We start from the raw sequence: 20,138 nt of genomic DNA, 5'->3' as shown, positions 1-20,138 counted from the left end.
CCCGAACCACTACTGCTGTAATTAACGATGCCAATATCTTCATTTTTCAATAAATAGATCCGGTTTAACCGCATTGTTGTCTGAGAATTCTCATCAAACAGGCCATTGGGGAATAAATAAGTTCTAAGATCATCTCCCCATCTTTTTCTTTAGCCAAGGGGCTTACTCCTTTGCCATCTATTCTTTCTTCCTTTTCAAATAAAGCAGTGTGGGTGCGGGTTTTAATGGCGTTTAGATAATAAATTTCTTTTTGTCCCATCGACACTCCTGAAAAAGTAGGATCCTCATCCTGACGAAACCCTTCTGCAGGATTACGCCACATAAAATTTTCATTCCATAATCCGTATTCAAAATTGACAAAGTAGCCCCAGTCATTGGGATCAGCCACCTGGTTGCCATTTCGATCTACAAAGTCGGGCCCAGTTATAGACGTTAAATACCAGGTGTAAGCATAAGCTTTGGGACGCGTCAACCTGTTAAAATTATGATCCCTATCACGTGTCCATGCCTGGAAAGACTCTTCTTCATTCGCATAGGCAGGTAAAGCATAATGATAGGTAACTCCCGAATTATTGGTAATACTAAATCCCGGGATTGTGCCGGGTCTTTCACCTAACAGTGGCCTTGTCGATGGAGTATCCACCCTGCTTGGCTTAATAAATGCACCCACCTGGATAGATTGAGATCCTGCAAGTTTATTACCTCCGCCAAAACCATAGCTACCGTCATTATCTCCATATGTAGGAGTTCCGTCAAATGATGCCGGTACCTGGCTATAGGGATCGGGAAGATTGTTTAAGTCCTGTATTTGAGCTCCGTAATTTTGTCTATAGGTATTTGAAAAGTCATTTTCAAACCTGAAAACAGGTTGGTGGTTATTCGCATTATTCCTGTTAGAATACAGTTGCCATTGAAAGCCGCCGGCATTTTTCAAAACCCTAGCCTGATTGATTAAATGATGCTGAAATGCATAAGGCCTGATAGAGCCGGAAAGCCCCTGGCTGACAACCGTGTATTGGTCATAATCAACATAGCTGGCACTATTTAATTCCCTTGATTCTATATTGGTATACATATTTACACCTTCATCAAGGGAAGAGTAATTATCATAGGCATCATTAAAATTTAAATAATCAGATGCTGGCATTACCCGGTTTATATAGCTCCCATAAGTTTTTGAAGTTGATTTTTCATCAGACCAGTATCTGGTTTTCTGATATCCCAATGTTACATTTACACCATACCATACCGGTATATCAAATGTTCCGCCTGAACTTTCGCTACTTATTTTACCGCTATTGCTGTTGGCGATGCTGGCCTCATAGCCTCCAACCGAAAAAGAAGGCTTCCCGCTACCTGTTTCTATGGAAGCCCCAAGAAGAGAACCTCCCAGGTTTTGTTTATTGGCCCCGGGTGTATTACGCGCACCTGCCGACCAGCCAATGCCGCCACCCATCCCTACATTGACCGACTCAAAATTGGTGGATATATTTAAACCAACAGATCCTGAAATACCATTATCGATAGTTGCACCGCCACCGATGCCTAAACTCGCATAAGGATCCCCCAGGAGACACTCCCATTGTTGCCGATATGCTCATACTACCAAAACTATATCCCACTCCCGCATATCCGCCAATCCCAAAACCCTGGTAGGTATCTGTGCCTATAGTTAACCCTGCCCTAACCGTAGCCGGCGTATTGGCAATGCCGACGCTTGCCCCAACAGTAAAAATCTGCCGTTGTCCGCCACTCCAATACTCTCGGGTTGTTGCATCTACACCATTCCAGTCATCCGGCGTCCCATTTACATTCCGGTTGATAGCACCAGGGTTTAGTGTCCAGCCTAAGCCTACCCAACTAGCATCCAGGTCTGGCTGTATACCTGCATGATAAGATAATGATAACGGATACCCGCCTTCTGGTCCTGGTACTTCTAATAATGGCAAATTATAGGTAAATGATCCTGTATTCAAATTCACCATATCCGTGGTATCTACCGGCTCGAAACTGGTTGTTTCAGGTGAGGTAGGGCCGGCTGTAAGTGCATAAGCCACTCCAGGCATAAAGGTATTGGTAGCTAAAATCAACAGCATGGTTAATGCCATTACCTTACGCAGCATTGTTTTTTTTAACATAGTAAAACGGTTAGTTATGTTAGCCTTATCGGTCTTTAATCGGTTATTAATTATCCCTCAACTCAGGCAGCTGTTCCAAGTCTTCCTTTTTAAAGAAAATTTTAATGCCCCTGTTCCAAAACCACACTCCGCTATATTGATATCGAACATATTTGCATTTTTTATTTGATCCTTGCTGAATACTAACATGAGGTTATTACCATCGCTCATTCCGTAGGTTTGATCGAAAAAATAATCTGCCATCGACAAAGTATCTTTACTACTGGTAGTAAGATTTACATAATCGTTCATACGAAAAGCCAGCACCTGCACCATTTCGCTATACTTACCAAAGTCACCCAATTGCCTTATGGCTTCCTTGCCATCCTTACTAAACCTGGCCTTAAAATAATAATGCCCTCCATACCTGGCCTTTAACTTTTCGATGGGTATAGTATCCGCTTGCTCCTGGGCTACCAGCAAAGAAGAAGGGTAAAAAGATAGTTTTACTTTTACACCATTCGCCTCCTGCTCTTTCGTTAAGCCATTATCAGGATCATTGACATATTCCAGCAATTCCTCTTTACTGAGACTTCCTTTTTTAGTAATACCGCAACTGTATAACAAAAGAAATGCAGCAACAATCAATATTCCGATACTATTTTGCAGGTACCGCATACTCCTTGTTTAACTCCTCTACTACTTTATCTGTAATATCCAGGTCGGCATCTGCGTAAGCAATATTTCCGTTAGCTGCCACCAGTATCATTTTATAACCATGCTTTTTGCCATATCGCTGTAAAAAGCTATTCACCGTGGTTAATACATTCTGGGTTAAACGTTGTTCTTCTTCGCCCGCATTTTTACGAATGGCCGCCTGGTAATCCTGTAACTGTCTCTGTTTGGTATTAATAAGGTCTTTCGCCAATTGTTTTTCTTTATCAGTGCCTAAGGCCATTGTTTTTTCATAAGTGGTGATAGCTCCCTGCACATCTTTCGTCAAAGAGTCAATATTAGCCTGCCAGGTTTTACCCTTACTATCGTATTCCTTACGGGCATTTACCATGGCGTTATACCCCGTCATTAACTTTGCTGAATCGATATAGGCGATTTTAGAGCTGCGAAAACACAGCCACCCAACCATTATCAAAATAACCACGGCGAGTACGCCAATAACCATCTTCTTAGTCAGCCATTTCATAAGCATGTTTAAAATTTTGACACTCCGCACATAGCGGAAATATCTTTAGCGTGTAAAATCAGTCAATTTTATTTTCTCAATGACAAAATAGTAAACTCAGAGGTCCGTTCAGCATTTTATCTCACTATTCCTATCCTTAAATATTATTTGAAAATCACTTTTGATAGTTAGCCGTTCAACGCAATTAGTCTTTATCATAGTTCATTTCATTCAGGTTATTCTTCGCTTAACAAAATTAAGGTTTGTATATTATTCACAAAATATTTTTTGACAAAATTTACCCCAACAACATCGAATACACTTCTTCTATCGAAGTCTGCCCGGTTTTAAATAGCCGGAACGCATTGCCGGCAAGGGTTTGAATGTCCTTTTCCTTTAGCAGCTCATCTACTTTAGAGCTTCCTTTTTTACTTCATCCGCCAGGTCTTCGTCTATCGGCAGTACTTCATAAATGGCTTTGCGTTTGCGATAACCGGTGTTGTAACAGTGAGAACAACCAACCGGTATATAATGCATTTCCACTACTTCTGGTGGTGTGTATTTACGCGGAAACAGGGAGCTATCAAAAGGCACCTGTTTCTTACAATCCGGACATAGTAACCGCACCAGGCGCTGTGCTACCGAAGTGTTCAATGTACTGGCGATAAGGAAGGACGGAATGCCCATATCCGTTAAGCGGGAAATAGTGCCCCAGGCCGAATTGGTATGTATGGTGGATAATACCAAATGGCCCGTTAAAGCCGCGCGTATGGCCATATTAGCGGTTTCCGCATCGCGTATCTCACCCAACATAATAATATCCGGATCCTGCCTTAAAAAGGTTCTTAAGGCCTTGGCAAAAGTCAACCCGATATTATCGCGTACCTGTACCTGGTTAATACCCTGTAAGGTATACTCAATGGGATCTTCAATGGTGAGAATATTTTTGGTAGAGAGGTTCAGCCGCTTTAAAGTGGCATACAAGGTGGTGGTTTTACCAGAGCCGGTAGGACCACTGATGAGTATAATACCATAAGGCTTTTTCAAGCCTTCCAGGTAATTATACAGGTCGTTTTCTGAAAAGCCGAGGTTCTCCAGTTTAATATCCGTTGCATCATTACTTAATAACCTGAGCACCACTTTTTCTCCATACAAGGCGGGAACAATGGAAACACGAATATCAAATTTATCAGCTCCCTTATTGAAGAAAATGCGCCCATCCTGTGGTAATCTTTTCTCGGCAATGTCGAGGTTGGCGGCGATCTTTATTTTATTGATCAGCGAAGGATACAGCTTCTTCTCGATGAGGTAGCGCAGCACCAGTAAACCATCTACCCTTATCCGCACCCGGCAATCCGTTTCATAAGTTTCGATATGAATATCACTGCTCTTTAAAAACTTGGCTTCGGCAATCAGGTCATCTAAAAAATGATCGGGATTGCCTTCATAATAGTTGTGCTGTAAGCGCTCATCTGCACTATCCCGCCTGGCATATTGCTGCTCCATTATTTGCAATAACAAGTCCTCTTCTACCAGGTCGAATGCTATGGGATGGCCTGTTATCAAAGACAGCTCTTCCTGGTATTGTTTTAACTGAGCGGGGTCGGTATTCGAAGCTGCATGCAGGTAAATGATTCCGTTTTGCTGCTTCAGGTAAGCTATACGATAACGCCAGGCCAGTTCAGCGGTGATCAGTTTATGATGAGTAGCTTCTATATTCATGAGGTTATTGCGCTAAGCTATTTACGGGTTTGAGTAAAACGAAAGTAAATCTATGGAAAAAGGATGATTGAAAAAAGCAGGTTCGAAAGAATGATTGCCACCAACACCAGTGCCTGGTAGCCAGCGAGGGGAATCAGCGTTACAGGCTTCTTATAAGCTACCCGGATCAACATAATTATTAGCACAATCAGCAGAGATGCAATAAAAAACAGTATGAAATTAAACAGAGAAAATAAAGGTGTAATGGCGATCCAGAATACCACATCTCCCATACCCAGCTTTTGATTGATCACTTCTTTAAAACTGCCTTGTTTGAACCGGTAGTAGACCAACAAAGTACTTAACAACAGTAGGATCAAGCCCGTGTTAACAGCCAGTTGCCACAAAGCAGTGGTTACATCTATTTGCAAAGCAGTATCCATTATGCAAATACCCAATAATGCAACTAATAGATATACCGGAACAGACCGTTCTTTAAAATCGGTATAAGCAATGGCCAATAAGATTATAGAGATTATTACAGTTATCAAAGTAAGAAAGGGCTGTATTAACGCAAAAATATTACAGTTATGGTTCGTCAAGCTCACCAGGACGTTCCTTCCGCAGGGACAACCCGGTTCTTTTCCAGATTAGTCCGGTACCGTTTCGGTTAGTTTTTTGTTCTGGTCTATTTCCCATTGATTGAAAACACCGTCTCCGTCGAAATCAGTTACTGCGGTAGCCCTGGCCCTGAATCCTTTGGGAGAAGCCTCAATGATCTCGATCTTATAATTTGCCTGTCCGCCCTGGGTAGTCAATAACTGCTGCTCGAAAGAAATAGACGGCAACTCGTTGGTATAGGTGGAGTTCTCAAAAAAGTACGAACGTTCCAATGTATATACGTGCTGCAGTTGCAGCTTAGCCTCCGTGCTTTTGGCTTTGGAAATGAGCGGCATTAAACTGGGTAAGGCCAGCAAAACCAGTATACCGATAATGATCAGCACCACCAATACCTCGGTTAGTGTAAACCCGGCCAGCCTGGTTTTGAATTTTGTTTTTATAATTGATCTTGTGCGCAATACTTGTAGGTTACTTAACAAAAATACGGTTGTTTATTGTACTGCAGACTTTTCGAGGCGTTTTTTTAACAACAGATTTTCCTCTTCCAGACTTTCTACCCGTTTATGAATACTAATGAGATGCAGGGTCATTTCCTCAATCTTTTTGAGTAGCAAAGCCTGGTTACTACCCAGCTCCACGCCTTCCCTACCTACCTGTTCTGCCGATGGCACTTCGGGGAGGTGGCCTTTTTGCTCAATAAAAGTTTCTATATCCTTAATCGGCATCAGCTTATAACCTGGTTTAAAAACATAATCGGGCCAGCCGGACGATTGAAGTTGAACCCTTACCTGCTCCGCAATTATATTACCGGCTACAGCCAATTTGTAATTCGATGGCGGAGCGCTGGTTCCGATCCCTACACGACCATCATTAGTGATCGTCATACGGCTTATTTTGTTGGTCATAAAGCTAAAAGGATGATTGGTATAAGTACCCGAAATACCTCCGGCAGGAGCACCGTAGAAACCCCATTCATGTGACCATAAACCAGAGATGACATTTTCACTCGAAACAAGTGACTTAGCATTGTTTGCAGACTTAACCTCAAGCACTTTATGCCAGCCTTCGGCATTTTCGGGATTAACGGTACCAATGCCCACATTACCAACCGAATTCCAGTTGATAAAGTGTTGTTCAATTTCTCCTTGTTTTATGCCAAGACTTCCGCCATAAAAACCAAATAAAAAAGGACCATCTAATGTAGTTGTTGCGTCATACTGAGCCTTATACCGAAGACCATGATTTCCATCGCCTCTAACCAATCGGATAGGGTAAGAAGGTGCCATATCTATCCCACCCAAAACATCTAGTTTCGCCAACGGGGTACTTGTTCCGATCCCCACGTTACCATTGCTCTCGTAAATGCTGGTCTGCGCCTGGCACACAATAACACCAAGCAATAAAAAGGCTGCTACAATTTGCTTCTTCATACTTATTTAGATTGTAGTTTTATTTTCAAACGTTCTATTTCTTTATCCTGCTCGTTGTTTCTTTTTCCATTTGAATGAGGTGCAATGTTAATTCCTCAATTTTCTTCAATAACAAAGCCTGGTTATTTCCTAATTCCAGTCCATTCTTAGTCACGTCCGCGGCGGAAGGCACTTCGGGCAAATGCCCCTTCTCCTTGATATGCTTTTCTACATCAGCCAGACTGGGGAGTTGATATTCTTTTGTAAATACATAGTCGGGCCAATTAGTGCCATTGTTAGCTTCTACCTTTATTTCCTTAGCGCGTATCTTTCCATTCACTTCGAGCTTCTCCGTGGGGGCTGCCACATCTATTCCCACATTACCTAAGAAGTTATGAATAGTACCCCAGGTATATCCCAGAGAATTCACATAACGGTCTGCCTGGGTTTTATAATTATAAGTACCTAAACCATGGCCGGTAAGCGGCAAGGCATTTTGAATGCCGTCGTAAATAACCGGACCTACAGTAAAATTCGAAGAATAATGATAAGTAATGCCTCCTCCTCTTAGCCAAATAATAATAACTCTTGGGCTGGGCCCGTCTGTGGGATCAACCCATCCGGCTATGAATTTTTTCATGGTGTTTTCAGTCCATGAAAACACATCATTCTTAATCATCACGTCTATAAAATTAGACGTGTGTCCTACGGAATAAGTGTGAAACGAAAACTCTGCCATTAAACTACCTCTCCATGTTTCATTTTCATGCACATTCGACCTCCCGATTATCAATTTGGTAGGCACATGATTATCCCATCCTCCATCATTAAAAGTGACAGGGTAAAATTTATCGAGGTCACCACCCACTGTAATTGAGCCGGAAGACTGGCCCATTACATAGAGTACAGCCAGCAAACATGCTGTTATCATAATTAGCTTTCTCATAAACATTTTTTGGATTTTTATTTTTTCAATTGCTCTATTTGCCTGGCCTGCTCTTTATTCTCTTTAATCAACACATCTACCGTTTTCTTCATGTCAATCATATACAAAGTCAGCTCTTCAATCTTCTTCAATAACAAAGCCTGGTTATTTCCCAGCTCCAGCCCATGCTCATGCTCACTCACTTCCGAAGCTGAAGGCACTTCAGGTAGATGCCCTTTTTCTTTGATATGCTTCTCGACATCAGCAAGAGTAGGCAGCTTATATTCTTTTATAAATACATAGTCTGGCCAGGTATTTTCAGCTGTTTCTACTTTAATTTCTTTTGCGCGGATCTTGCCATTCACAGATAGTTTTTCCATTGGATTCCTGGTGCCTATTCCAACATTACCATTGCTCTTTGCGTGGAACGCAATATGAGCCGATGTTTCAAGGCCCAAATTGCCCGTATATAAGCTCCATTCATTGGTCATCGGGTGTAGCTGGGTTACCGAAATATCATTACCCGCATTATTTAATGCAGTCCAGCCAGTATTAAAATTAATGGAACGGACTTTAATATTTACGGTTATACCTTCCGTGTTATAATAACCATAGGTAGCAATAGCTCTTATGCGAAACCGGCTGGAAGACCCGTTGCAGTCTATGGTAAAGCTTCTCTGCTCTGCAACAACATAACCATTGGAGTTAACCATACCCGCTTCTCTCCATTTATTATAGTTAGCGTGAGAAACTGAAGCTATATAAGTAGCCGCCGCCGCAATACCACTCCTGGTGTAGCTTATAGACACTTCATAATACCCCGAAGCCCCTGCATCTATGGGCGATGTCTGTACAAATTCCACATAATCACCTACCTGGTAAGTGCCAGGAAAAGTAACCGATGTTTCATATTTGTCATTGCTTTGAGCAAAACCTGAAAAGGACTTAATCAATAAAAATGTAAAAAATAAAAGGGTCTTCATACGGTATTGTTTAATTGTTAATTAGCTTCTCCAATTTTTCTATGCGCTTCTCAAGTGAAGTCATCTTTTTCTCCTGTTGTATAATATACAAAGCCTGTTCTTCGATCTTTTTCAATAAAGCAGCCTGATTTTCTCCCAACGCGATACCATTTTCCTTCACTTGATGCGCCGAGGGTATACCGGGTAAATGGCTGTGTATCTTTATATATTCTTCCAGCTTACTGATTGGCATTAGCTGATATGCTGGTTTGAATACATAGTCTGGCCAGTTGTTTTGCTCCACTTTTATTTCGTGTGCCCGGATTTTACCATTTACAGATAGCTTTTCTTTTGGAACAGCCGTTCCAATACCAACATAGCCTCCGTCCTGGTTAGATTTGATAGTCATTGTAAGGCTTGGAACATGTGTATATACATTTCCATCCCAACTTTTAACTGTATAAAACTCAATATCTGATGCCCTTACATTTTCAGGATAACCAAAAGTTCCCGGCCGGTCCACAAATCGTATCTCTGAAGTAGGGACGGCAGATCTCACAGCGTTTATGGTAGAATAGAAGCTTAAAGCGGGGAAACTATAACTGGCGCCGCTCCCATAATAGTTCCCTCCAACAATTTCGATCGCCCTGTTGTTCTCTCCCCGTTAACTGTAAGTTTAGAAGTTGGCATTACGACACCAACACCCAGGTTTCCGTTGGCGTTAGCCATTAATACTTTTTGCCAGGGTTCTGTTGCATTATTGTTTATTTTACGGAAATATAGCTCCTGGTCAAAAAAACTACCCGAAAATTGCATCGCATAGTTATTTTGCGGGTTATCATGCCTTACATCCAATAAATGCCACCATCCATTGGCCCCTGTGGGAAAATTGGCAGGATGTGCCGTTTGAAAGAAACCTGATTTCGAAGCTTGCTCACTTGCATCATGCTTGATTTCTGTACGGGTAGGAGAAGAGAACTCCTGCCCCAAAAGCGTAAAAACATTTAATACAAAAAATGCAAGGACTGTTATTTTTTTCATTCGTGTTCAGTTATAATTTATAAGGTAATTTTAGCATCTTTTCCAGGTATTGTAATCTTTTTCGAGCTCCTCATTAACGAGTTGCTGTGTTTTCAATTGCTTATCTTTCTCAATAAGGTATAAGGTTAGCTCTTCTATTTTTTTGAGAAGCAAGGCCTGGTTAGCCCCCAAAGCAATACCTTCCTTTTCAACTTCTTCAGCTGAAGGAACTTCGGGCAAATGTCCTTTTTCGAGAATATGCTTTTCTACATCAGCCAGGCTGGGTAGCTTATAATCTTTTTTGAAAACATAGTCAGGCCAGTTAGCGCCATTGTCAGCTTCTACCTTAATTTCCTGCGCGCGTATTTTGCCCTTAACCGAAAGTTTGTCTGTCGGATTTCTGGTGCCTATTCCTACATTACCATTTTTGATAAAATGATGGCCAGGGCCGGTTATTTTTAAATTTCCTGAGCCCGCTATGTCATTGTCCGGCAACCCTGAGACGGTAAAATCGGAGATCGGCGTACCGGTTGGCGCAATATTAAAACCCAGCTGATTTTGGTTATCCACAATATCTACCCGCTCTTGTAAATACGTAATCTTTACCTTGTAAGTACTGTAACTTCTTACATCTACATAAACAGGCAACTTCCTGTTTACCTGTCCTATGTAGCTGGTTGCGAGATCAACCGGTGTTCCCAGCAATACCCTTGCATTGGCTACAGCCCCGTAGTTTTCAACCAGCCGTAAAACAGGCGTACCATTTAAAGCTCCCTGGCCATAGCCGTTTTCCAGCACATATTTAGAGTAACCCGTTGCATAAGAATAGTGAAACAATTCAATGAAAATAAGTCCTCCGGGCTGCCAATGCGCCGAATTATAGCCGATTGTCGCGATCTCATATCGCATGGCCTGTTCAGCACTGGCTGATATAGGGTTAGAAACAGAAGTCTTCCAACCATTTTGATCAGTATGGGTTTGGGCCTTTAAAAAGACTGGTACGATAAAAGCCAGTAACAGCGTTTTGATTTTGTTATTCATAACAGTTAATTTGTGTGCGATTTACTTTTGTTGTTTTGGAACGCTTTCAAGCTCCAATACCTTCTCCTTAAGACCCGAAACTGTTTTATTCAATTCCAGGATATACAGGGTCAGCTCCTCAATCTTTTTCAACAATAAAGCCTGGTTAGCACCTAAAGCTATTCCTTCCTTCTCTACCTCTTTAGCCGATGGCACTTCGGGTAAATGCCCTTTCTCTTTAATATGCTTTTCTACATCAGCCAGACTGGGGAGTTGATACTCTTTTGTAAATACATAGTCGGGCCAGTTGCCAGTATTCGCGGCCTCAACTTTAATTTCCTGCGCACGGATCTTACCCTTCACAGAAAGCCGTTCTGTAGGATTTTTAGTACCAATACCTACATTGCCATTTTCGATATAATGCGCCCCTAAGCCAGATATCATTAAATTGCCTGATCCCGCGATGTTATTATCAGGAGCTGCCGGACCAGTAAAAGCTCCAACAACATCTCCAGCCGGAGCTACATTAAATTTTAATTGATTCTGACCAGTGAGGGCATCTACTTTATCCTGGAGATAGGTAATTTTCACTTTATAACTCCCATAGTTGCCCACATCTACATATATCGGGAGTTTCATTATTTGAAATACGCCATTAAAAGCAGTAACGCTATCTGCGACCCCAAGAACAACCCGGGCATCCCGTTGCGTACCATAGGTTTCTAAAAGACGCAGAACTGGAGCGCCACCTCCGGCTCCCTGACCATACCCATTTTCCACTACATATTTCATATAACCCGTGGCAAAGTATTGGTTAAATAATTCAACAAAAATCAAACCACCCATTTGCCAATGATGAGAATTGTAACCTAATGTTGCTACTTCGAAACGCCTAGCCGATGTTGGCTGACCGCTAAGGGGATCAGTCACCGATGTCTTCCAGCCATTTTGATCGGTATGGGTTTGGGCCCTTAAAAAGACTGGCACGATAAGAAGGACTAACAGCGTTTTGATTTTGTTATTCATAACAGTTAATTTTTATGATGACGGTAGTATTTAATTGGTCAAACACCTTAACCAGTACATTATATAGCTATATTCCGGCTACAGCCAGAAGTCCAGAAAATATATTCCTGTTATACCCGTTGTGATTTGCTTAGCGTCATCTAAAAACATTTCTCTCATAAGTTATTTTTTGTACTAAAAAACTGATCAAGTTCCTGGTTTAGCCGCTTCTCAAAAGTTTTATAGCCTGGTTATTAATGGGATTGTTAGCCGAATGCGAATATAGATAAACTCCTGAGCAAATCTCATTTTTCACTCCTACTATTTTTTGACAAGTATTTACCTATTTTTATACCCTAAACTTCATGAATGACAAGGTTGCTACTTATTGTATTTTTATCAATAGTTGTTACTGCTGCAAAAGGTCAGTATTACAACGGCAGGGTGCGCATCGACTCTTCGGACCGATCGTACATTTTCCAGGTAACTGATGATAACCGCCGCACTAACCAGGGGCTTTTCTACTATTGGTTTAAATCAGGACGCATACATAAAACCCAGGGAGGTTACTATGGCAAACTACTCCACGGTAACTACAAAGTGGTAGACCGTGACCGGCATTTATTAGAGGAGGGGCAATTTAAGAAGGGACAAAAAACGGGACTCTGGCGCAGCTGGTATACAGACGGCGTACTCCAATCTACTCGCCGTAAGCGCTTCGGATTCTGGAACAACAGTTATGCCATTAAAGAATACGACGCTAATGGCAATACCATCAAAAGCGGTTTTGAAAACAAGGACTTGTTTACCGGCTACCAGGTGAATTTACAGGGCGATAGCTCTGTGGTAACCCGTTATAAAAAGGCCAGGCATTGCCTAACCCATAATTACCGGCATGTTTTGGAAAAAAATTACCGGCGTCCTCTCTGCTATCTACCCTATTCCTTTCGTTGATCTTATTCGTCACCTGCTCGCTGCTATTACTGGGAGTTTATTACCTACGCTATTTCCAGGTAAAGGACGAGATCAATGAGCGGTTAGAAAACGATATTCAATCGATCAAGACCTTACTGTTGGCTGATAATGAGATCAGCAACCAGGTTCGTTTAGATAGTTTTTTATTATTTAACCAGCAACCGGACTCGGCATATTACACCAAAGAACTATGGGGCGCCTATCCCCTTGCTCATATAAAAGCTTCTTATAAGGGCCGGCAAAAAGAGCTCTGCTTTTTATACGGCGCCTCATCCTATCCTTTTGCAGATGCCACTTTATACCTGAGTGATCAGAACAGACCCCTATCACTGGTTGGTGACACTTATATAGAGGGAAAAGCTTACCTGCCTAAATCGGGCATCCGGAGCGGCTTTTTCAGCAAAAGGGATTTTCGCGCAAACGATTAATTGAAGGAGCCACGGACTCCAGCAAAAAGAATTACCAAGTATCATAGCTTCATACGCTGAACATTTCAAGCAATATGCACAGCTTGTTAGCAATCCTTCAAACAGCATCCCTTTAACAGAAGATGCGCAGCAATCCTTCACCCAGAGCGTTCAACGCTACCAAACCGGCTCCTGGGGCATTTTAAACAACCGGGCGTTGTCGGGAAAAATCATTGTAGTAAGCGATTCTGTTATTGAAGTAGATAAAAGCAGCCGTCTTAAGAACATCCTGCTTATCGCCCCTTTATCCATTTTAAAGAGGGCTTTGAAGGCAGCATCCAGGCGCTGGCCCTGGATAGCATTACGGTAGATGCCGGTTGTCGTTTGATCTACCCCTCAGCATTGATTGGCCTGGGCCGGCAGGGTGAAATGGGTAATACCGGCAGCACCATTACCTTACATAACAATGCCACCGTAGAAGGAATTGTAGCGAGTTTTAAAAGCGAAAAAAATCCAATATCCACCCGGTGGTTAAGATAAAGCAAGGCGCTATTGTTAAAGGACTGGTGTATTGTGGCGGCTACGCCTACCTGAACGGCAAAGTGGAAGGATCTATCTACACCGATTTCTTTTTTGAACAGCGCGGCCCACTGAGTATGGAAAATATTTTAATAGATGTTTCCATAACCAGGAGTCCCTACCTGTTACAAGGTCACCCGTTCTCATTTTTTGAAGGAGCCCGCGATCAAAAAATAATCAGCTGGCTACCATAACAAACGTTTCTTTCGGCTTTTTTCAATGCCTGGTTTTCCTGTTGCAATTCGGCTACCTTCTTATTAAGGTCAATCAGATGCAGCGTTATTTCCTCGATCTTTTTTAATAGTAAAGCCTGGTTAGCGCCCACTTCAATACCATTTGCAGCAACTTCTTTAGCGCTGGGCACTTCTGGTAGGTGTTGATGCGTTTTAATAAATTGCTCCAACTCGGAAAGTGGTGTTAGTTCGTAGTTCGGGTTGAACACATAATCGGGCCAGCTTGTAGTAGCCCCACTTACTACTTTAATTTCTTTGGCAAGAATTCTTCCGTTCACTGCAAGTTTTTCGCCAGGGGTTGTAGTACCAATACCCACATTACCATCCGGATGTATGACATTCTATCATGCCATTCAGTCATTCCAACTCCCGGATTATCCCAGGCTATTTTAGTTGAAAAAATAATACCAGGCACATGATATCCCGGGGGACAGCAAAGCTAATCCCTGCTGTTTTATCTGCATACTGTTGGCTGAATACAATACCACCTTTTTTTGTCAACACCGATGGATTCATTGTATAGTCCGTGGCCTTGATCATCACATAAGTCTGGTCATTGTTCTCAATATGTAAAGCTGAAAGGGGTGTTTCTGTTCCTATGCCAACCTTTGGAGAATTAATAACAAACGACTGTCCTTTTGCTTTTATATTCCCATTTATATCAATAGAAAGCCAATCATTTAAACCGGTAAAAAACTTCATACCTCCATAGCTACTGATCCATGCCGTTGGCGCGCCTTGAAACCATGAGTCAGTAGTCCATCTAATCCCGTAGTGCGGGCGTGTTTGCCCGTCGTAGGTAGTCGAATTTCCAGGCACTGCATCCAGCGTTTGCCCCACCAGGGTTTGAGAATGGAGGGTAAATTCTGTACATAATAAAGAAAGGACAACAAAACCCACTCGTTTTATACATGACGCATTGATCTTTTTCATAAAAAATATTCTTTAGGCTTTATTTAATATAACGTTTAACAATATTCTCCTGTTGAACAACCCTGGTCTTAAGTTTTTTATTCTCCTGTTTTAACTCACTCATTTGATTATTTAAGCTTTCTACACTTTTATTCACCTCTATAATATGCAGTGTGAGCTCCTCAATTTTCTTTAACAGTAAAGCCTGGTTAGCTCCTACCTCAATACCATTAGCTGCGACCTCTTTAGCACTGGGCACTTCTGGTAAATGTTGATGGGTTTTTATAAATTTCTCGACCTCAGAAAGCGGAGTTAGCTTATAAGTCGATTTGAATACATAATCGGGCCAGCCAGCAGCATGAGGCTTAACCTTTAACTCATCAACAATAGCTTTTCCTGCCACGGCAAGTTTATATTGCGGAGGAAATGAAGTGATACCAATAGCAACATTGCCTTCTTCCGTAATTCTCATTACTTCCCGTGAAAACGCAGTATTAAACCCCCAGGTAAAAAACTGGAGTATACTGCCATTACCTTCGCCGTATGGCTTCGTTGTAACCTGCATGCCCGAAAACCCATCAGTGGTATTGCCGCTTTTCATACCAACTTTAAAGCTTCCCTGCTCCGATGGATGATGTTGATTCCAATGATTATGTAATGACATGAATATGTCACCAGCGACATCCAGCTTTGCATAAGGATTATCGGTACCAATACCCGTATTACCTGTATTTTTTATCACAAGGCGTTTTGCGGCTCCTGTAGAAAATTCAAGATTGCTGCTGCCGTAAGCATATATATATACAAAATCATCCGGGTTTCCATACAAACTCCCTGACGAACCTAATATTCCCAGGCTTGTACCATTATTTCGAAATAAAATATGATTATTTGCTGGGGTTGCTGGATTTATAATTAATGGTGCAAGAATTTCAGTTGTCCCATTAGCATCTATTGAAAGTTTCCTGGTGCCGCTGTAAAAATTTAATTCCAGCATAGCTGCTGAACCAGGCAGTGCTTGCGCCTGGGGCCCAGGTATCGCTCGTCCATTTAATACCATAATGTGGCGCCGATTGTGATTGGTAAATGAAAGCATCTCCGGGGGCTGCGTCGAGGGTTTGCCCCACCAGGGTTTGAGCTTTAGCCATAAAATGAACGCAGGTCATAAACAGCAATAGAAACATCTTCAAGGCGGTTGAAAAACGGCATCTTTTTCTCATAAGTTTATACTGGGTTTTAGTTGAAGTAGATAACAACTACTTTCACCAACGAGAAACCTCTTTAACGGGAAGCCTGGATATTTCGGTTAACAGGATGATGTCTCATAAGTATCAGCAGTTATATTTCAGAGCAAAAATACAGGAGATTTTTCATTTACTAACCAACTGTACTACATTTTTATATTTAGCAAACCACTTGCCTGTTGTTATGGCGCGTAAAAATTTTTCGCATTGTAATATTTTTACCGCGAAGTATGCAGAGAAGACGCAAAGGACGCCTGTAGCGGCGAAAAACTTTTAAGCACCCTGTTGTTAGTAAAAGGGGCAACTGCAAGCATTAATTTACTACCTTGCTGCGCAGAACTATGCCGGGAAAACCATTAACATACCGTTTAGCCGCCAGCTCGCTGGTAGAGGTAATTGTAGCCCTGGTGATTCTATTGCTTCTTTTTTTATTGTGATTGAGTTTTTCACCAGTATTGGCCAGTCTTCCGCAACTACCGGCAAAATAAGTGCAGCCGGTGCATTGAATGAATATATACATCATACCGAAGCTCAAAAAACATTTAATACAGCCAGGAGGAAATAAACGGATGGATGCTAAGCCGGGAAGTACAATCACACCCGTCAGGCGACAGCCTGGCCACCATCAACTATACAGTTTACGCTAACGATTCTCTTTATACGCCTTTACTAACCCGGAACAAAATAACCAGTATTAAACAATAAATTTGCCGCCACATTTTTGCAGCGCATGAACCCAACCTGTTACCATAAAAAACTCAGTGCATTTACATTGCCCGAAATGGTGATCAGTCTCCTGATCATGAGTATAGTTTTTGCAACAGGCTTTGCTGTTTACATGATCGTTAACAAACAAGTGCGAAACATGGAGGAAAAGAATAGCTTCTACACCGATTATTTTCTCACCAAGTCGGTGCTGCAAAGAGATTTTAGTCGACCCGGATTGATCACCATTTCTGATGATCGCAAAAAACTCACTATTAGTGCACCCGGTGGAGGAGCTAACTCAGATCAACCCTTAGAGATCTACCTGGACAGCAATTATGTTCTGAGAGCGCAGGGCGATCGAATAGACACTTTAAAACCGGGAGCCACTATTGAAAGTATTAGTTTTATGCAGGATACACTGTCCCTGGTGACATTTGTAAAAATGCGTACCATCTATCATCAAAAAGCATTTTTTACCTATCTTCAAAAAGATTATTCAGCAGCAGAGATGCTGTCGGTAGCTAACAAAAATCTACAAACAAGTGAGTGACAGGATTGATATAAAAGCTTTACAACAGCCGGGTAATAAAGAGCAAACCAGCCTCAGTACTGAAGACCGAAAAAGCCTGATGAAACGGATAGAAGAATTATTGTCGAAAGATATTTCACTTTTTGGCAGCCCTTTTTCCGATAAGCTCAAAGAATCTTTTTACCTGGAGTTAGGAAGCTTAATGGAGGCAGGCCTCGACATTCGCAGTGCCCTGCAGCTCATAAGAGATGAACAAACCAAAAAAACACCCAAAGCAACCCTTACTGAGCTTCTGGATAAAGTGGTAAGCGGAACAACCCTGTCTGTAGCATTAAAAGAAAACAAGAACTTTACCGCCTACGAGTATTTCACAGTAGAAATCGGTGAAGAAACGGGTAAGTTGGTTGCAGTACTGCAGCAGCTATCCGTATACTATAAAAGTAAGATCAAACAAAGAAGACAAATCGTTAGCGCGCTTACCTACCCACTTATCGTTTTAAGTGTTGCTTTCGTTTCGGTTTCTTTTATGATGAACTATGTAGTACCAATGTTTGCCGATGTTTTTAAAAGATTTGGCAGCGACCTACCCTATCTTACACAGGTAGTATTAGATATATCAAAATTTGTACAGGCCTGGGCTGGCAGAATTGTAATAATAGTAGCACTGCTGATCGTCTTTATGGTAGCAAATCGCAAAAAGCCCTGGTACCAGAAAAACAAAGACCTGCTGCTTCAAAAATTGCCACTGGTAAAGAATATCGCCTCTAAAATATACCTGTCCCGCTTTGCTTCTACCATGCAGTTGTTATTGAGTGCTAAAGTACCTTTAGTACAGGGGCTATCATTGAGCAAACAGGTTATGGGATTTTATCCGCTCGAACGCGCGCTTTCTCAAATGGAAGCCGACATTCTGAAAGGCATGCCCTTGCATCAAAGTATGGCAGCTCAAAAAATCTTTCCGCCTAAAATGGTAGCTCTGGTAAAGGTGGGCGAAGAAGTAAACCAACTGGAATTATTTTTCAAAACGCTCTCGGACCGATATTCTGAGGAGCTGGATTACCAAACCACGCAACTTAGCAAATTCATCGAACCGGCTATTATCGTTATTCTGGGCTTTGTCGTAGGCATTGTTTTGATAGCTATGTACCTGCCTATGTTTAATATGGGTAATACTATAGGATAAAAGTGGTCAGGTATCTGGTCTGTATCATTGTAAAGATCAACGCTCCACGTAATCCTGCAGGTAGGCGTAGTGGTCTCCCAATTGGCCATTTGAAGCAATGGTCGCCCGCTGAATGATCTTACTTCCGCCCTGCAACAGGTCGCTTAAAACATATTTTATCAGCTGCTCCCCGAAATAACGACTGGCGTCGCGCGGTAACTCATTCGGCAAATTACCCACTGCCATTATATCAATAGAACCCATTTCATAAGGCGATGTTTTAATAAGCGTTGCTCTGTCAATACCATATACAGGATCTTCTATCGTCCCACTTCCAATATTAACAGGCACCGATCCTTCTTTATCATCAGAAACATCTGCGATGGTTTGAATAATAAAGTCTGGATGATTAATATCGCCGGGGTGAAATAAACGGGGAATATTTTCCTCCCAGTAAACGCCGTTCAGCAAAATATCTGTCTGGCAAGCGTATGGATAAAACTTGCTCTGATAATTTTGCGGATGCTGATGAAAGTCTTCGCGGCTATAATTACCGGTTATTTCATGCTCATATAAATCTTTCCCCTTTAACTGGGTGTACACTGGATAGGCAAACCGTCTTCTCAGGTACTCGTCGGGCTCCACCTCATGCAACCCTAAAAGATTCATCACTTCTATCAATCCGTGGGCAACCCTCCCACTGCCCGTGATCACCACTTTTATGTTAGGTAGTTTCAGGCCAAAATAGCTATGTATTAATTCCTTAAAATTCTTTTGTTTAAAAACCCTTTCAAGATGGTACAAGCCGGTTCTTTTACCATAAGCCATAATACCATTGTGAGCGCCTACAATGCCCGCAAAAAAACCAAACCCGATAATACGTTGCCCATCGTCATGCTCCAGGCATTCATAATCAATTAAGGTGATATTTTTTTCAAGGATTGACTTTAACAGGGCCTGGTTCTGCGGTTGCTTTTTCCTGGTATGAGAAAAAAACAGGTAGGTTTTATGGTCAATCAAGCTGCTGATAGCCGCTTCCTTTATTCCAAGGAGGATGGAACAACCCGACAGGTCTTCGGTAAGGCGGGCACCTGCGCGTTCGTATTCAACATCAGGGAAGCAACGAATCGCCGAAGGCTGAACTTCTATCTCCAATTCTTTGTTATGAGACAGTAGCCAGCGACATTGATCGGGTGTTAAAGCCACGCGGTTATCAGCCGGTATTTTTTCTTCTTTAATGATGCCAATTTTAATCATATAACTTTGCAGCTGGGTTCTATGCAATTTACTTTAAAGATTTTTGAATGATCACATTAAAAAAAATAGGGAAATTTTTCCTGAGGCTTATTATACCCAGGAAAAGCTGCTGTAAATAAATAAGTAAAATAATACTTGAGGTGGGCAATATTATTGATGATAATTTCGTAAT

General features: G+C 41.8%; 28 protein-coding genes. 8 read left to right on the top strand and 20 right to left on the bottom strand.

From position 1 onward, the window contains the following. Positions 1-64: 64 nt before the first annotated feature. From MKP07_RS19380 to MKP07_RS19315, 14 genes are all read right to left on the bottom strand, one after another. Positions 65-1,456: a hypothetical protein gene (locus MKP07_RS19380; protein WP_240848643.1), complete on the bottom strand. Its 1,392-nt coding sequence runs from the start codon at positions 1,454-1,456 to the stop codon at positions 65-67. Between the two features lie 61 nt (positions 1,457-1,517). Further along, a complete protein-coding gene (locus MKP07_RS19375; RefSeq protein WP_240848642.1) occupies positions 1,518-2,123 on the bottom strand; it encodes a hypothetical protein in 606 nt (201 codons plus the stop codon). A 72-nt stretch (positions 2,124-2,195) separates the two neighbouring features. Further along, positions 2,196-2,795, bottom strand: coding sequence for a hypothetical protein (locus tag MKP07_RS19370; protein ID WP_240848641.1), 600 nt, complete (start codon positions 2,793-2,795; stop codon positions 2,196-2,198). After that, on the bottom strand, positions 2,776-3,318 hold the full coding sequence (locus MKP07_RS19365; RefSeq protein WP_240848640.1) for an OmpH family outer membrane protein: 543 nt from the start codon (positions 3,316-3,318) through the stop codon (positions 2,776-2,778). The genes MKP07_RS19370 and MKP07_RS19365 overlap by 20 nt, the downstream gene beginning before the upstream one ends. Positions 3,319-3,705: 387 nt before the next feature. Further along, positions 3,706-5,019 (bottom strand): GspE/PulE family protein, encoded by a 1,314-nt coding sequence (locus MKP07_RS19360; RefSeq protein WP_240848639.1) that lies wholly within the window; start codon positions 5,017-5,019, stop codon positions 3,706-3,708. Between the two features lie 50 nt (positions 5,020-5,069). Next, positions 5,070-5,606, bottom strand: a complete 537-nt coding sequence (locus MKP07_RS19355) for a prepilin peptidase (protein ID WP_394803584.1) — start codon at positions 5,604-5,606, stop codon at positions 5,070-5,072. A 42-nt stretch (positions 5,607-5,648) separates the two neighbouring features. Next, entirely contained in the window at positions 5,649-6,077 is a 429-nt protein-coding gene (locus MKP07_RS19350) for a prepilin-type N-terminal cleavage/methylation domain-containing protein (protein WP_240848637.1), read from the bottom strand. Between the two features lie 33 nt (positions 6,078-6,110). Further along, positions 6,111-7,049 (bottom strand): hypothetical protein, encoded by a 939-nt coding sequence (locus MKP07_RS19345; protein ID WP_240848636.1) that lies wholly within the window; start codon positions 7,047-7,049, stop codon positions 6,111-6,113. Positions 7,050-7,083: 34 nt separating this feature from the next. Then, positions 7,084-7,974, bottom strand: coding sequence for a hypothetical protein (locus tag MKP07_RS19340; RefSeq protein ID WP_240848635.1), 891 nt, complete (start codon positions 7,972-7,974; stop codon positions 7,084-7,086). A 17-nt stretch (positions 7,975-7,991) separates the two neighbouring features. Then, a complete protein-coding gene (locus MKP07_RS19335; RefSeq protein ID WP_240848634.1) occupies positions 7,992-8,936 on the bottom strand; it encodes a hypothetical protein in 945 nt (314 codons plus the stop codon). A gap of 10 nt (positions 8,937-8,946) precedes the next feature. Next, positions 8,947-9,474, bottom strand: coding sequence for a hypothetical protein (locus MKP07_RS19330; protein WP_240848633.1), 528 nt, complete (start codon positions 9,472-9,474; stop codon positions 8,947-8,949). Between the two features lie 23 nt (positions 9,475-9,497). Next, positions 9,498-9,956: a hypothetical protein gene (locus MKP07_RS19325; RefSeq protein ID WP_240848632.1), complete on the bottom strand. Its 459-nt coding sequence runs from the start codon at positions 9,954-9,956 to the stop codon at positions 9,498-9,500. A gap of 30 nt (positions 9,957-9,986) precedes the next feature. Continuing rightward, positions 9,987-10,976, bottom strand: coding sequence for a tail fiber protein (locus MKP07_RS19320; RefSeq protein WP_240848631.1), 990 nt, complete (start codon positions 10,974-10,976; stop codon positions 9,987-9,989). 21 nt (positions 10,977-10,997) lie between these two features. Next, on the bottom strand, positions 10,998-11,981 hold the full coding sequence (locus MKP07_RS19315) for a hypothetical protein (RefSeq protein ID WP_240848630.1): 984 nt from the start codon (positions 11,979-11,981) through the stop codon (positions 10,998-11,000). Positions 11,982-12,329: 348 nt separating this feature from the next. On the opposite strand from MKP07_RS19315, the gene MKP07_RS19310 reads away from it, so the two are divergent. The 5 genes from MKP07_RS19310 to MKP07_RS19290 all read left to right on the top strand — a co-directional run bounded on the left by MKP07_RS19310 (position 12,330) and on the right by MKP07_RS19290 (position 14,115). Then, positions 12,330-12,914: a toxin-antitoxin system YwqK family antitoxin gene (locus MKP07_RS19310; protein WP_240848629.1), complete on the top strand. Its 585-nt coding sequence runs from the start codon at positions 12,330-12,332 to the stop codon at positions 12,912-12,914. Beyond that, a complete protein-coding gene (locus tag MKP07_RS19305) occupies positions 12,911-13,363 on the top strand; it encodes a hypothetical protein (protein WP_240848628.1) in 453 nt (150 codons plus the stop codon). The genes MKP07_RS19310 and MKP07_RS19305 overlap by 4 nt, the downstream gene beginning before the upstream one ends. A gap of 196 nt (positions 13,364-13,559) precedes the next feature. Further along, positions 13,560-13,712 carry a hypothetical protein gene (locus MKP07_RS19300; RefSeq protein WP_240848627.1) on the top strand — a complete coding sequence of 51 codons (153 nt, stop codon included), beginning with the start codon at positions 13,560-13,562 and terminating at the stop codon, positions 13,710-13,712. 14 nt (positions 13,713-13,726) lie between these two features. Further along, complete coding sequence (locus MKP07_RS19295) at positions 13,727-13,882, top strand: hypothetical protein (protein ID WP_240848626.1); 156 nt, start codon at positions 13,727-13,729, stop codon at positions 13,880-13,882. Further along, entirely contained in the window at positions 13,870-14,115 is a 246-nt protein-coding gene (locus MKP07_RS19290) for a hypothetical protein (RefSeq protein WP_240848625.1), read from the top strand. The genes MKP07_RS19295 and MKP07_RS19290 overlap by 13 nt, the downstream gene beginning before the upstream one ends. On the opposite strand, the gene MKP07_RS19285 is transcribed toward MKP07_RS19290, so the two are convergent. From MKP07_RS19285 to MKP07_RS19265, 5 genes are all read right to left on the bottom strand, one after another. After that, on the bottom strand, positions 14,088-14,432 hold the full coding sequence (locus MKP07_RS19285) for a hypothetical protein (protein WP_240848624.1): 345 nt from the start codon (positions 14,430-14,432) through the stop codon (positions 14,088-14,090). The genes MKP07_RS19290 and MKP07_RS19285 overlap by 28 nt on opposite strands. A 106-nt stretch (positions 14,433-14,538) precedes the next feature. After that, entirely contained in the window at positions 14,539-15,087 is a 549-nt protein-coding gene (locus MKP07_RS19280; RefSeq protein WP_240848623.1) for a hypothetical protein, read from the bottom strand. A gap of 19 nt (positions 15,088-15,106) precedes the next feature. Beyond that, on the bottom strand, positions 15,107-15,808 hold the full coding sequence (locus MKP07_RS19275; protein ID WP_240848622.1) for a hypothetical protein: 702 nt from the start codon (positions 15,806-15,808) through the stop codon (positions 15,107-15,109). Positions 15,809-16,010: 202 nt separating this feature from the next. Further along, positions 16,011-16,286 (bottom strand): hypothetical protein, encoded by a 276-nt coding sequence (locus MKP07_RS19270; protein ID WP_240848621.1) that lies wholly within the window; start codon positions 16,284-16,286, stop codon positions 16,011-16,013. 337 nt (positions 16,287-16,623) lie between these two features. Continuing rightward, positions 16,624-16,845 carry a hypothetical protein gene (locus tag MKP07_RS19265; RefSeq protein WP_240848620.1) on the bottom strand — a complete coding sequence of 74 codons (222 nt, stop codon included), beginning with the start codon at positions 16,843-16,845 and terminating at the stop codon, positions 16,624-16,626. 38 nt (positions 16,846-16,883) lie between these two features. Here MKP07_RS19265 and MKP07_RS39020 point away from each other — a divergent pair, with 38 nt between their 5' ends. From MKP07_RS39020 to MKP07_RS19255, 3 genes are read left to right on the top strand one after another with little or no spacing between them, the layout of a single operon-like run. Further along, complete coding sequence (locus tag MKP07_RS39020) at positions 16,884-17,015, top strand: hypothetical protein (RefSeq protein ID WP_262919380.1); 132 nt, start codon at positions 16,884-16,886, stop codon at positions 17,013-17,015. 25 nt (positions 17,016-17,040) lie between these two features. Then, positions 17,041-17,568, top strand: coding sequence for a PulJ/GspJ family protein (locus MKP07_RS19260; protein WP_240848619.1), 528 nt, complete (start codon positions 17,041-17,043; stop codon positions 17,566-17,568). Beyond that, positions 17,561-18,730: a type II secretion system F family protein gene (locus MKP07_RS19255; RefSeq protein WP_240848618.1), complete on the top strand. Its 1,170-nt coding sequence runs from the start codon at positions 17,561-17,563 to the stop codon at positions 18,728-18,730. Before MKP07_RS19260 ends, MKP07_RS19255 begins: the two co-directional genes overlap by 8 nt. Positions 18,731-18,766: 36 nt before the next feature. On the opposite strand, the gene MKP07_RS19250 is transcribed toward MKP07_RS19255, so the two are convergent. Next, positions 18,767-19,966, bottom strand: a complete 1,200-nt coding sequence (locus MKP07_RS19250) for an NAD(P)-dependent oxidoreductase (RefSeq protein WP_240848617.1) — start codon at positions 19,964-19,966, stop codon at positions 18,767-18,769. Positions 19,967-20,138 lie beyond the last annotated feature (172 nt).

This window comes from Paraniabella hibiscisoli, assembly GCF_022512515.1.
Taxonomy (GTDB): domain Bacteria; phylum Bacteroidota; class Bacteroidia; order Chitinophagales; family Chitinophagaceae; genus Niabella; species Niabella hibiscisoli.
This window is presented reverse-complemented; position numbering and strand designations above follow the sequence as displayed.